The organism is Ruegeria sp. BI7 (assembly GCF_056537925.1).
Genome location: NZ_JBQFSK010000001.1, coordinates 288,543 through 302,053 on the forward strand (window position 1 = coordinate 288,543; position 13,511 = coordinate 302,053).

Genomic DNA, 13,511 nt, shown 5'->3' on the forward strand with positions numbered 1-13,511 from the left:
GTAACCGCCACTGACGGGCCGTTTTCCGCATACCCGCTCATTCCGCTAGCCCAAACGCAAAAATGTCTGTAGACTCTCAATCAGATCCCGAAAACGGGGCGTGAACGAGGCAGTAAGTGGCGGTATCTCATGACTGAGATGGTGTATGGCGCGGTCCAGGACCAGCGCGGAGAACCGATTCTACCAAAGTGGTGGCGGACGATTGATCGCTGGACCATGTCCTGTGTGCTGATCCTGTTTGTCATTGGGCTGTTGCTGGGGCTGGCCTCGTCGCCGCCACTGGCTGGGCGCAACGGGTTTGACCCGTTCCACTATGTCGAACGGCAGGCGATCTTTGGCGGGCTGGCCCTGGTTGCGATGCTGCTGACCTCGATGATGTCCCCGACACTGGTGCGGCGTCTGGCAGTGCTGGGCTTTCTTGCGTCGTTTGTGGCGCTGGCGTTTCTGCCGGTCTTTGGCACCGATTTCGGCAAGGGGGCGGTGCGTTGGTATTCGCTGGGCTTTGCCTCGATGCAGCCATCCGAGTTTCTAAAGCCCGGCTTTATTGTCGTGGCCGCATGGTTGCTGGCCGCGTCGCAGGAAATCAACGGTCCTCCGGGGCGGTTATGGTCCTTTGCGCTGTGCATGGCCATCGTTGGCATGCTGGTGTTGCAACCTGATTTCGGTCAAGCCTGTCTGATCCTGTTTGGCTGGGGCGTGATGTATTTTGTGGCAGGGGCACCTATGCTGCTTCTGCTGGGTATGGCCGGGGCGGTCGTGCTGGGCGGTATGCTGGCCTATTCGAACTCGGAACACTTTGCCCGCCGCATCGACGGGTTCCTGAACCAAGAGGTCGATCCGACCACGCAGCTGGGCTATGCCACCAACGCCATTCGCGAAGGTGGATTGTTCGGTGTTGGCGTGGGCGAGGGGCAGGTGAAATGGTCGCTGCCCGATGCGCATACCGATTTTATCATCGCTGTCGCGGCTGAGGAATACGGCCTGATCCTGGTGCTGATCATCATCGCGCTCTATTCGATCATAGTTGTACGCTCGCTGCTGCGGTTGATGCGCGAGCGGGACATGTTCATCCGTCTGGCAGGCACCGGTCTGGCCTGCATGTTCGGCGTGCAGGCGATGATCAATATGGGCGTTGCGGTGCGGCTGTTGCCCGCCAAGGGCATGACGCTGCCGTTTGTCAGTTATGGTGGTTCATCCCTGATTGCGGGCGGCATCGCGGTTGGCATGTTGTTGGCCTTCACCCGCACCCGCCCACAGGGCGAGCTTGGCGATATTCTGCGCGGACGAGGTTAATGAACAAACCCTACCTTCTGATTGCAGCCGGCGGCACCGGGGGCCACATGTTCCCGGCACAGGCGCTGACCGAGGCGATGCTGCAAAAAGGTTGGCGCGTGCGCCTGTCTACCGATACGCGCGGCGCACGGTATACCAGTGGCTTCCCGCACTCGACCGAAATTGTCGAGGCGTCCTCGGCCACTTTCGCGCGTGGTGGTTTGGCCGCAAAGGCGCTGGTCGGACCCAAGATTGCGGGTGGCGTGACCAGCATGTCATTGCAGATGATGCGCGACCGGCCGGATGTGGTTGTCGGATTTGGCGGTTACCCTTCGATCCCGGCGCTCGGCGCGGCAACGATGTTGAAAATCCCGCGCATGATCCATGAACAGAACGGTATTCTGGGACGGGTAAACCAGCTGTTTGCGACCCGCGTGTCTCAGGTAGCTTGCGGTATTTGGCCCACGGACCTGCCCGAGGGGGCAAAGGGCATCCATACTGGCAATCCGGTTCGGGCCGCCGTTCTTGAACGCGCGGCGGCGGGTTACATTCCGCCCGGAGATTACCCGATGTCGATCCTGGTGATGGGGGGATCGCAGGGCGCGCGCATCCTCAGCGATGTGGTGCCCGGCGCGATTGCAGCTTTGCCCGAATTGCTGCGCGGCCATATTCGCGTTGCCCATCAGGCACGTGACGAAGATGGCGAACGGGTCACGGCGTTCTACGCCGACCATGGCATCCGTGCCGAGGTCAAACCGTTTTTTCACGACGTTCCCCGCCGCATGTCGGATGCACAGTTGGTTATCTCGCGCTCGGGGGCGTCAAGCGTTGCCGATATTTCGGTCATCGGGCGACCCTCGATCCTGATCCCGTTTGCGGCTGCCGCTGGCGACCACCAGACCGCCAATGCACGCGGGCTGGTACAGGCGGGTGGGGCGATCATGATTCCTGAAAACGCCCTTGACGTTTCCTCGCTGACCGAGCAAATCACCGCAGTTCTGACTAACCCTGAAGCCGCGCAAAAAATGGCCCATGCCGCCCTTTCGACCGGAGCTCCGGACGCAACCGAGCGTCTGACGGCCCTTGTCGAGCAACTGGCGCAGAAGGAGACCGCATGAATCCTGCAACCAAACTGCCGCAAGATGTAGGGCCGATCCATTTCGTAGGGATCGGCGGGATCGGGATGTCGGGCATTGCCGAGGTGCTGCTGAACCTTGGCTACCGGGTGCAGGGGTCGGACCTGAAGGCCTCGAAAATCACTGACCGTCTGGCCAGCTTGGGGGGCGAGATTTTTGTCGGCCAACGCGCCGAGAACCTGGAAAACGCCGCCGTAGTAGTGGTGTCGACCGCGATCAAACCGGGCAACCCGGAATTGGACGGCGCCCGCGCGCGCGGACTGCCGGTTGTACGCCGGGCCGACATGCTGGCCGAATTGATGCGCCTGAAGTCCAACATCGCGATCGCCGGTACCCACGGTAAAACAACCACCACCACCATGATGGCCGAGTTGATGGTGGCAGGCGATTTCGACCCGACCGTGATCAATGGCGGGATCATCCACGCCTATGGCTCCAACGCGCGGATGGGACAGGGCGAATGGATGGTGGTCGAGGCCGACGAATCCGACGGCTCGTTCAATCGTCTACCTGCGACCATTGCCATTGTTACCAATATCGACCCCGAGCATATGGAACACTGGGGCGACTTCGACAAGTTGCGCGACGGTTTCTACGAGTTTGTGTCGAACTTGCCTTTCTACGGTTTGGCCGTGTGCTGCACCGATCATGCCGAGGTGCAGACGCTGGTTGGCCGCATCACTGACCGGCGCGTGCGGACCTATGGTTTCAATGCGCAGGCCGATGTACGTGCAGTTGACCTGACTTACAAAGGCGGCATCGCGCATTTCGACATCCATCTGCAATACGAAGACACGGTGATCGAAGGCTGTACCTTGCCGATGCCCGGTGATCACAACGTCTCGAATGCCTTGTCTGCGGCGTCCGTGGCCCGGCACCTAGGTATGAAGACCTCGGAAATTCGTGATGCGCTGGCCAATTTCGGTGGCGTGAACCGCCGCTTTACCAAGGTGGGTGAGGTTGATGGGGTCACCATCATTGACGATTACGGCCATCACCCTGTGGAAATTGCTGCTGTGCTGAAAGCCGCCCGTCAGGCGACCGAGGGACGGGTCATCGCCGTGCATCAGCCGCATCGCTATTCCCGCCTGTCCAATCTGTTTGATGATTTCTGCACGTGTTTCAACGATGCTGATGTTGTCGCTATCGCCGATATTTTTGCTGCCGGAGAGGACCCGATCAAGGGTGCATCCCGCGATGATCTTGTGCAGGGCCTGATCCGCCACGGCCATCGCCACGCCCGCGCATTGCTGGACGAAGGCGATCTTGAACGTCTGGTTCGCGAACAGGCGCGTCCCGGAGATATGGTCGTCTGCCTGGGCGCAGGCACGATCAGTGCCTGGGCCAACGGATTGCCCGCTCGATTGCAGCAAAAACAGGCGGTCTGAGGCAATGGACTCTCGTCTAATGCAACTATAAAGTGCGGCGTCGCAATCGCAGACGGGATGTCCTCGGAGGGGAAATTGGCATATTCGGTAATGTTTGCAGCCTTGTGGGTCGTGGCCTCGACGATTGTGGCCATGTTGCCGATGCGTCTGCAATTCCCGCCGGGAGTTGTGTTATTCGTCTTGGCGCCTGCTCTGATTGTCTGGCTGGGCCATGACCATGGCTGGGTGTTTGGGTTGTTGGCTAGCGCTGCCTTTGTATCCATGTTCCGCAATCCCATCCGGTTTTACTGGCGCCGTTGGACCGGTGCGGAGGTTCAGAAATGAACTTGTCCATCGCCCTTGCCGCGCTTTGGGGAATTGCCGCGAATGTGTTGGCGATGATCCCTAGCAAAGACAACCACTGGACGCGGGCTTATATGCTGATTGCAGTGGGCATTCCGATCTTGGGGTATGTGACGCTTCAGAATGGGCCTTGGATCGGATTGATCGTCATGGCGGCCGGCATGTCCGTATTGCGCTGGCCAGTGATCTATTTAGGGCGTTGGGTGCGACGTATGGTCGGAGAATAGAATTGGACCCCAAAGTACTCGCGTTTCTCTGCGTGCTTGTATTAGTTTCTGTTATTGTAGTTTATTTTCACATCTGCGCACGAAAGCAGGCAAACTTCGCGGCCCACTCATTTTGCTTTCGTTTTTGATTGCATCAGGGCTTTACGGCTTTGTGACCCGAATACATTTTGAGCCAGTATATATCGAGGAACGAACCGGCTTGATAGACGCTTGGATTGTGATCTACGTGCTTGCGGTTTCCATTCCGTTGATTGCCTTCCAATGCATTGGCTTTGTTGCCGGGGGGGCTGCACCGGGTTCTGGCTCAGTGGAACAATAAATCCAAGTAACTGAGTGACAATGCCACCCAAGCAGATTACCAGAGCACAATGAACCAATTGCTTCCCAAGCCTCGTGGCAAACTCTCGGAAAACCGGGTTCTTAATGACTTAACCTGGCTGCGCGTTGGCGGCCCGGCGGACTATTTGTTTCAGCCTGCTGATATTGAAGATTTGCAGCATTTTCTGCGCGATCTCCCCGCAGCGGTTCCCGTCTTTCCGATGGGCGTCGGCTCGAACCTGATTGTCAGGGATGGCGGGTTGCGCGCGGTGGTCATCCGGCTTGGGCGCGGGTTCAACGGTATTTCGGTCGATGACAACACCGTCACTGCTGGCGCGGCAGCGCTGGATGCGCATGTGGCGCGCAAGGCGGCGGATGCGGGTGTGGACCTGACGTTTCTGCGCACCATTCCCGGCTCGATCGGGGGGGCTGTGCGGATGAATGCGGGATGCTATGGCAGCTACACAGCGGATGTGCTGCGCAAGGCCACCATCGTCACGCGACAGGGTGAGGTTCTGGACCTGAGCCCAGAGGATCTGAACTTTCGTTACCGTCAGTCCGATCTGCCCGACGGGGCGGTATTGGTTTCCGCTACCTTCGAAGGTCCGGCTGGTGATCCCGAGGAATTGCACACCCGCATGGCCGCGCAATTGCAAAAGCGTGACGAAACCCAACCGACAAAGGACCGCAGTGCCGGTTCGACCTTTCGCAACCCGGCGGGTTTTTCGTCCACGGGTCGCGCTGATGACGTGCATGACCTCAAGGCCTGGAAAGTCATCGACGATGCCGGTATGCGCGGGGCATCGCGGGGCGGGGCGCAAATGAGCCCCAAGCACTCGAACTTCCTGATCAATACCGGCTCTGCCACGGCTTCTGACTTGGAAGGTCTGGGCGAAGAGGTGCGAAAAAAGGTTTACGAAACAAGCGGCATCACGCTAGAGTGGGAAATCATGCGGGTCGGTGATCCGCTGAAAGAATAAAGCCCCAACCGTCAGACCATAACAGGCAAATTCAGGCGACGGATCAAAGGCATAACGCAGTACGGACCACTACATAAGGTCCTGGGACATTGAGGCGCTAAGTGGGTAAGTCGAGCAGGACAAACCCCAAAGTGGCGGTATTGATGGGTGGCCCCTCGGCGGAACGCGAGGTGTCTCTCAGCTCTGGGCGCGAATGCGCAGCCGCCCTGCGGGGAGAAGGCTTTGAAGTAGTAGAGCTGGACGCAGGTCCCGATCTTTACGCGCGCCTTTTAGACATCAAACCAGATGTGGTTTTCAACGCCCTGCATGGCCGCTGGGGTGAGGATGGTTGCGTGCAGGGTCTGCTGGAGTGGATGCGGATTCCGTACACGCATTCCGGCGTGCTGGCTTCGGCGCTGGCGATGGACAAGCAACGCAGCAAAGAGGTGTATCAGGCCGTAGATCTGCCCGTAGTACCCAGCGTGATCGTGCCCAAGGTCGAGGTGATCGAGGTTCACGTGATGGAACCCCCTTACGTCGCCAAGCCCAATAACGAAGGCTCCAGCGTCGGCATCTATATCGTGCATGAAGGGTCAAACGGCCCGCCGCAACTGTCCGAGGATATGCCTGAATTCGTGATGGTCGAGAAATACATCGCAGGTCGTGAATTGACAGTGACCGTGATGGGTGACCGCGCGCTGACCGTGACCGAGATCATGACCGATGGTGGTTGGTACGACTATGACGCCAAATACAAGCCAGGCGGGTCCTGGCATGTGCTGCCAGCTGAAATCCCACAGGACATCTTTGACCGTTGCCTGGATTACGCATTGCGCGCTCATGATGCGTTGGGGTGCAAGGGGGTAAGCCGCACTGACTTTCGTTGGGATGACGGCATGGGGGATGACGGGCTGTTCCTGCTGGAAACCAACACGCAACCCGGGATGACACCAACGTCGCTTGTGCCAGAACAGGCCGAGCATTTCGGCATGAGCTTTGGCCAGCTTTGCGCGTGGATGGTGGAGGACGCCTCATGCGACCGCTAAGGGCCACTCGTGCGCCGGTGATCCACCGATCAAAACCGCTGGCCGGACCGGATGCGGATTTTGGCTCGGGCGCGAGGTCCGAGGTAGAACCAAAGCTGCGGCTGAGTGGGGTCAAGCTGTTCGGTAACAAATCGCAACACTTTGATCCGGCGCCGTCGCGGCTGAATTACCGATTGCAGCGTTGGATGCTGACGCCGGGTGTGCGCCGGGGTTTGCGGGTTGGCTTGCCCATATTCGCGCTTTGCGCTGCGGCCGGGATCTATTTCGGCTCGGCCGAGCGGCGCGAGGCTGTGGTGGCCTATGTGGCCGACATCAAGACCTCGATCCAGCAGCGGCCTGAATTCATGGTCAATCTGATGGCGATTGATGGCGCGGGTACCAATCTGTCTGAAGACATCCGCGAAGTGGTGCCGTTGGATTTCCCGATAAGCTCCTGGGATCTGGATGTCGAACAGATCCGCGACACGATCACCGGACTGGACCCGGTCAAATCCGCCTCGGTCCGGGTGCGCCCAGGTGGTATTTTGCAAGTGGATGTTGAAGAGCGTCAGCCCGTCATCGTCTGGCGCACGCGCCGCGGGATCGAACTGTTGGATGAAACCGGCGCGCATGTGGAACGCATCGCTTCGCGTAAGGAACACACCAACCTGCCGCTGATCGCAGGCAAGGGTGCGGATGCCCATGTGGCCGAGGCGTTGCAACTGGTGACCACTGCCCGCAGCTTGGGTGGCCGGGTTCGCGGTCTGGTGCGGATTGGCGAGCGACGTTGGGATCTGGTTCTGGATCGCGGCCAACGCATCATGTTGCCAACCGAACGCCCGGTGCGCGCGTTGGAACGTGTGCTTGCCGTGAACGAAGTGCAGGACCTGTTGGAGCGTGACGTGGCCGTGGTGGACATGCGGCTTGGGCAGCGCCCGACAATAAGAATGACTAAAGCGGCCAGCGAAGACTGGTGGAATACAAAAGTGACAGTGGGTAACGGGCAGTAACGAATATGATGACCGATCTTTATCAGTCCCAACGGGCCATGCGGCAGATGCGCAGGCAGGCGATGCAACGCGGTGTTGTCGCCATTCTGGATGTCGGCAGTTCCAAGATTGCCTGCCTTGTGCTGCGCTTTGATGGCGCAAACCGCTTGAGCGAAGATAACAGCATCGGGTCCCTGGCCGGTCAAACCGGATTTCGGGTGATTGGCGCTGCGACCACGCGGTCGCGTGGTGTGCAGTTTGGTGAAGTCACTGCCATGCAGGAAACCGAACGCGCCATCCGTACCGCGTTGCAGGCGGCGCAGAAGATGGCTGATATCCGGGTGGATCACGTAATCGCCTGTTTCTCGGGCGCAAACCCGCGTTCTTATGGTCTGGACGCTCAGGTTGATCTGGAAGGTCAGGTTGTGTCCGAGGCCGAGGTTGGCCGTGTTTTGAACGCTTGCGACGTGCCCGATTACGGGGCAGGGCGCGAAGTGTTGCATGCCCAGCCGGTGAATTTTGCCTTGGATAACCGCTCGGGGCTGATCGATCCGCGCGGGCAGATGGGCCAAAGCCTTGCGGTCGACATGCACATGTTGACCGTCGATGCCGTCGCGATCCAGAACATCGTGCGCTGCATCAAACGCTGCGATCTGGAACTGGCAGGGATCGCGAACTCGGCCTACGTGTCTGGCGTCTCGGCCCTGGTTGAGGACGAACAAGAGTTGGGTGCCGCTTGTATCGATATGGGTGGCGGTACAACCAGCGTGTCGATTTTCATGAAAAAACACATGATCTATGCCGATTGCGTGCGTATGGGCGGCGACCACGTGACCGCCGATATCTCGATGGGACTGGGTGTTCCGGCGGCTGTGGCCGAACGGATCAAGACCTTTAACGGAGGTGTCCACGCGACTGGCGCTGACGACCGCGACCTGATCGATATTGGTGGTGATACCGGTGATTGGGAACACGACCGCCGCACCGTCAGTCGGGCCGAGTTGATCGGTATCATGCGCCCTCGCGTCGAAGAGATTCTGGAAGAAGTGCGTGTGCGTTTGGATGCCGCCGGATTTGAGCATATGCCCAGCCAGCAGATCGTTTTGACAGGCGGCGGCAGTCAGATCATGGGGTTGGATGGCCTCGCGACCCGCATTCTGGGCCAGCGAGTGCGTTTGGGTCGACCCTTGCGTGTTCACGGTCTGCCGCAATCGGCGACAGGCCCGGGGTTTTCGTCAGCGGTGGGGCTTAGCCTGTTCGCTGCGCATCCGCAGGACGAATGGTGGGATTTCGAAATTCCAGTCGATACCTATGCCGCGCGACCTTTCAAGCGCGCCATGCGCTGGTTCCGTGACAATTGGTAAAGCGGTCAGCGTTGCGGCGCTGGTCGTTGCAACCCCGCTTGCCGCACACGCCCAGACACGGATACCGCCTGAGGCATTTCTGGCTGCTGTCCAGGGTAAAACCGTTACGTTTCACGACTATCCCAGCGGCCTTCTGGTGGGGACCGAGGAATTTCTCAGCCCCAAACTGTCTGTCTGGCGGATGGAGGGGCGGGGTTGTGTCTATGGGCAGATCACTACACCCAATGGTCAGATCTGCTTTTTGTACGATGATGACCCGGATGACGTGCCGGTGTGCTGGTGGACCTTTCAGCACGAGGGCCGCCTTATGGTGCGACTTGCCAACTTCAACCGACGCGAAATTCAAGAGGTGCGCAGCATTACCGAAGACGGTTTGAATTGCCCAAGTACCCCAATTAGCTAAAGAAATGGGTTGCAGCCAGCGGTCTTATCCCGCAAGATATCCACAAGGCCCGTCAGAGGCCCTGCGGCAGGACCTGAGCAGTTTTCCGCATCTTAAAAATCAGTGAATCCCTCGAGTGGCGTGCATGTTGACTGCGGCGCGTGTGTCGCTTGCTTTGTGGTGGATTGAGTTCAATCCGCAACATCTGGCAATGAATGCAAAATACCGCTGACGACTGCCTTATTTCCTCCATATTTTGTGGGATTCGGCGATTTTTGGCGTGACCTTTGCCGTTTGGATCGGTAGGATTGTAAGCGGATAGGTAAGAAAAACACCGCTTTGGCGGGTCAATAAAACAGGCGGACAGAGCATGACATTGAATCTTTCGATGCCCGGGCACGACGAACTGAAGCCTCGGATTACAGTATTTGGCGTTGGTGGCGCGGGCGGCAACGCTGTCAACAACATGATTGAGAAACAGCTGGACGGCGTTGATTTTGTCGTCGCCAACACTGATGCGCAGGCGCTGCAGCAAAGCCAGTCTTCGGCGCGGGTGCAATTGGGCGTGAAAGTGACCGAAGGTCTGGGGGCAGGGGCCCGTCCGACCGTGGGCGCTGCGGCGGCCGAAGAAAGCATCGAGCAGATCGTCGACCATCTGGCTGGCGCACATATGTGCTTTATTACGGCTGGTATGGGCGGTGGCACCGGTACTGGTGCGGCGCCGATCATCGCGCAGGCCGCGCGGGAGCTTGGCGTTCTCACTGTTGGCGTTGTAACAAAACCCTTCCAGTTTGAAGGCGCCAAGCGGATGCGTCAGGCCGAAGACGGCGTTGAGGCGCTGCAAAAGGTTGTCGACACGCTGATTATCATTCCGAACCAGAACCTGTTCCGCCTTGCCAACGAAAAGACCACGTTCACCGAGGCATTCTCGATGGCGGATGACGTTCTGTATCAGGGCGTTAAAGGTGTGACTGATCTGATGGTCCGTCCGGGTCTGATCAACCTCGACTTTGCTGATGTTCGTGCCGTGATGGACGAGATGGGCAAGGCGATGATGGGCACTGGTGAGGCCACCGGTGAAGATCGCGCGGTTCAGGCGGCTGAGAAGGCGATTGCCAACCCGCTGCTGGACGAAATCAGCCTCAAGGGTGCCAAGGGCGTGCTGATCAACATCACCGGCTCGCACGACCTGACCCTGTTCGAGTTGGACGAAGCGGCCAACCGCATTCGTGAGGAAGTTGACCCCGAGGCCAACATCATCGTCGGTTCGACCCTGGATACCGTGATGGAAGGCGGTATGCGTGTGTCGGTTGTGGCCACTGGTATCGACGCCAGCGAAAAGCCCGTCGACGTTCCGGTTGCGCGTCGCTCGATGTCCGAGCCGCTGACTCGCACCGTTTCCGCAGAAGAGGCGCAGCAGGATGAGACCCCCGCTGCTGTGGCCGAAGTGGCGGAGCCCGCGCCCCAGCCAGAAGTGAACCGCGAACCTTCGCTGTTCGAAACCGCCGAGGAACCGGCGCAGCCGCAGGTGGAGCGTGACGATGACGGTCTGCCACCCCCGGCCTATCAGCCCCGTGTGGCTGAGTTCGAGCCGACACCTGAACCGGTTGAACCCGCGGCGGAAAGCTTTGTAGCACCGCAGCCACAGCACTCCGCAGGCACACCGTCGCCCGAAGCGCTGCAGCGTTTGCAGGCCGCTGTACAAAATGTCCCGGCCTCTGAACGTGGGTATGCGGCGCCGCGCCCACAGGCACCGCAACCGGCACCCGCACCGCAGGCTGAAGGGCAGGATCGTTCTCGGTTCGGCTTTAACCGCCTGATCGACCGGATGACCGGCCACGCCGCCGATACGCCGGCACAGCCGGTGCGCCAGCAGCCCCCGATGCGCCAAGCTGACGCAACGGCACCTGCGCATGATGAGGCCGACCCCGATCAGGATCGGATCGAAATTCCCGCCTTCTTGCGTCGTCAGGCCAACTGATCACGGTAACAAATTAACGACTTAGGGTCGCCTTTTGGCGGCCCTTTTCTTTTGAAATACACGGCTTTAACTGTATGTAAGCAGGCTTTTGCCGATCTGTTACATTCATGTTTCATTCAGTTACAAAGAGTGAGTTGAGCCTTGACGCTTGCTTCCTTAGGTGAGTGTCCAACACGGACCGAAAAGGCCGGACACCACTCACCGAGGTTCACCTTGCAACATACGCTCAAATCTCCGATCACGTTTACAGGCGTCGGGCTGCACAGCGGCAAGCCTGCGACGATGGTCCTGAAACCGGCAGCTGCCGGTCACGGCATCTGGTTCAAACGGACGGATATCGAGCTGGGCAATGCACTGATCCCCGCGATCTATGACGTGGTCGAGCGGACGCCGCTTTGCACCCGTCTGGTGAACGATGCAAATGTTTCGGTGTCGACCGTCGAACATATCATGGCCGCGCTCGCCGGATGCGGCGTGCATAACGCGCTGATTGAGATTGACGGACCCGAAGTTCCGATCATGGATGGGTCGTCGATTGATTTCGTGCGCGGTATCATGACCAAGGGTGTGCGACGTCAGGCCAGCCCTGTTCTTGCGTTCGAAGTTCTCAAGCCCATCACTGCCACGCGCGAAGGCGCCAGCGCGTCAATCGCGCCCGCGGATGGGTTGATCATCGATTTCCATATCGATTTCGAAGACGGCGCGATTGGAAATCAAACCAAGAGGCTGGACATGCGCAACGGCTCGTTCGCGCGTGAGCTTAGCGATTGCCGCACATTCTGTCGCCGCACAGACGTTGAAGCGATGCGCGAAAACGGCCTGGCCCTGGGTGGGACACTGGAAAACGCTGTCGTTGTACAGGGTGACGAAGTTCTGACCCCTGGCGGATTTCGCCATGCGGATGAGGCTGTTCGCCACAAGATGCTGGATGCTCTGGGCGACCTTTACCTGGCGGGCGGCCCGATTCTGGGTCACTTCACTGGCGACAAATCCGGCCACGCGATGACCAACACGCTGCTGCGCAAGCTGTTTGAAACACCTGGTGCGGTGCGTCCGGTACTGTGTACCCCCGAACAGGCCGCGCGTCTGCCGGGTCAGGGCCTTGTTTGGGACGAAATCCCCGAAGTCGCCTGATTGGATCAACTCTGCCGACAATTCCGCTAGTGAGTGTACTAAGGCGTTTTGCCCCGGAATTATCTATGCTAGACCAAAGGCCAATCCGGGGCGTGCCCCGATAAGCAATACGACGAGGATAGGCGGAATGGTTGGCACCAAAGCGGCAGTCAGATTCGCAGGCGCGATTCTTCTGACAGCAGTTTTGACGGCATGCGGCGGAAAAGGCGCAGACCGCAATCAGAACCTGGAAGGCTTTACGCCAGAACAGATTTACACACGCGGCGAGTTTGAGCTGTCGCAGAATCGCTCGGATGATGCGGCGTGGTACTTCTCGGAAGTTGAGCGTTTGTATCCCTATTCGGATTGGGCCAAGCGCGCGCTGATCATGCAGGCGTTCTCGTTCCACACGGACAAGAACTATGAAGAAAGCCGGGCAGCGGCGCAGCGCTATATCGACTTTTATCCGACAGACGAAGATGCGGCCTATGCGCAGTATCTTTTGGCGCTGAGCTACTATGACCAGATTGACGAGGTTGGCCGCGACCAAGGGCTGACTTTTCAGGCGCTGCAGTCATTGCGTACAGTGATCGAGGTTTATCCTGATAGCGAATATGCCACGTCGGCGGTTCTGAAATTCGATCTGGCCTTCGACCATCTTGCTGGTAAGGAAATGGAGATCGGGCGCTATTATCTGCGTCAGGATCACTATACCGCAGCAATCAACCGATTCCGTGTTGTGGTCGAAGATTTTCAGACCACAACCCACACAGCTGAGGCGCTGTATCGTCTGATCGAAGCCTATCTGTCGCTGGGCTTGGTGGATGAGGCGCAGTCAGCCGGTGCTATCTTGGGTTACAACTATCAATCGTCGGAATGGTACGATGCGGGCTATGCATTGCTGACCTCGCGTGGGTTGGAATTGAAGAGCCGTGGAAACAATTGGCTAAGCACCATCTACCGTCAGACCATCAAAGGTGAGTGGTTGTAATCGTCATGGCTAAAGGCGTGGGAC

General features: G+C 58.7%; 13 protein-coding genes. All 13 read left to right on the top strand.

Annotated elements, in window-relative coordinates; genetic code table 11:
- Positions 1-129 precede the first annotated feature (129 nt).
- Entirely contained in the window at positions 130-1,293 is a 1,164-nt protein-coding gene (ftsW, locus tag ACR0JB_RS01470) for a putative lipid II flippase FtsW (protein WP_170348041.1), read from the top strand.
- Positions 1,293-2,390: a UDP-N-acetylglucosamine--N-acetylmuramyl-(pentapeptide) pyrophosphoryl-undecaprenol N-acetylglucosamine transferase gene (locus tag ACR0JB_RS01475; RefSeq protein ID WP_170395649.1), complete on the top strand. Its 1,098-nt coding sequence runs from the start codon at positions 1,293-1,295 to the stop codon at positions 2,388-2,390. The genes ftsW and ACR0JB_RS01475 overlap by 1 nt, the downstream gene beginning before the upstream one ends.
- Positions 2,387-3,796, top strand: a complete 1,410-nt coding sequence (gene murC, locus ACR0JB_RS01480) for a UDP-N-acetylmuramate--L-alanine ligase (protein ID WP_170504709.1) — start codon at positions 2,387-2,389, stop codon at positions 3,794-3,796. The genes ACR0JB_RS01475 and murC overlap by 4 nt, the downstream gene beginning before the upstream one ends.
- A gap of 75 nt (positions 3,797-3,871) precedes the next feature.
- On the top strand, positions 3,872-4,120 hold the full coding sequence (locus ACR0JB_RS01485; RefSeq protein ID WP_170395653.1) for a DUF2484 family protein: 249 nt from the start codon (positions 3,872-3,874) through the stop codon (positions 4,118-4,120).
- Positions 4,117-4,365 carry a DUF2484 family protein gene (locus tag ACR0JB_RS01490; RefSeq protein WP_170395656.1) on the top strand — a complete coding sequence of 83 codons (249 nt, stop codon included), beginning with the start codon at positions 4,117-4,119 and terminating at the stop codon, positions 4,363-4,365. Before ACR0JB_RS01485 ends, ACR0JB_RS01490 begins: the two co-directional genes overlap by 4 nt.
- Positions 4,366-4,733: 368 nt before the next feature.
- On the top strand, positions 4,734-5,663 hold the full coding sequence (murB, locus tag ACR0JB_RS01495) for a UDP-N-acetylmuramate dehydrogenase (protein ID WP_170395658.1): 930 nt from the start codon (positions 4,734-4,736) through the stop codon (positions 5,661-5,663).
- A gap of 101 nt (positions 5,664-5,764) precedes the next feature.
- On the top strand, positions 5,765-6,688 hold the full coding sequence (locus ACR0JB_RS01500; protein WP_170395660.1) for a D-alanine--D-alanine ligase: 924 nt from the start codon (positions 5,765-5,767) through the stop codon (positions 6,686-6,688).
- A complete protein-coding gene (locus ACR0JB_RS01505) occupies positions 6,676-7,677 on the top strand; it encodes a cell division protein FtsQ/DivIB (RefSeq protein ID WP_170395662.1) in 1,002 nt (333 codons plus the stop codon). Before ACR0JB_RS01500 ends, ACR0JB_RS01505 begins: the two co-directional genes overlap by 13 nt.
- A gap of 8 nt (positions 7,678-7,685) precedes the next feature.
- On the top strand, positions 7,686-9,020 hold the full coding sequence (gene ftsA, locus ACR0JB_RS01510; protein ID WP_170360645.1) for a cell division protein FtsA: 1,335 nt from the start codon (positions 7,686-7,688) through the stop codon (positions 9,018-9,020).
- Positions 9,007-9,423, top strand: a complete 417-nt coding sequence (locus ACR0JB_RS01515; protein ID WP_367648171.1) for a hypothetical protein — start codon at positions 9,007-9,009, stop codon at positions 9,421-9,423. The genes ftsA and ACR0JB_RS01515 overlap by 14 nt, the downstream gene beginning before the upstream one ends.
- Positions 9,424-9,772: 349 nt before the next feature.
- Positions 9,773-11,383 carry a cell division protein FtsZ gene (gene ftsZ, locus ACR0JB_RS01520; protein ID WP_170395664.1) on the top strand — a complete coding sequence of 537 codons (1,611 nt, stop codon included), beginning with the start codon at positions 9,773-9,775 and terminating at the stop codon, positions 11,381-11,383.
- Positions 11,384-11,596: 213 nt separating this feature from the next.
- Positions 11,597-12,517, top strand: coding sequence for a UDP-3-O-acyl-N-acetylglucosamine deacetylase (gene lpxC, locus ACR0JB_RS01525; protein WP_170395666.1), 921 nt, complete (start codon positions 11,597-11,599; stop codon positions 12,515-12,517).
- Between the two features lie 127 nt (positions 12,518-12,644).
- Positions 12,645-13,487: an outer membrane protein assembly factor BamD gene (locus ACR0JB_RS01530; protein WP_170360251.1), complete on the top strand. Its 843-nt coding sequence runs from the start codon at positions 12,645-12,647 to the stop codon at positions 13,485-13,487.
- Positions 13,488-13,511 lie beyond the last annotated feature (24 nt).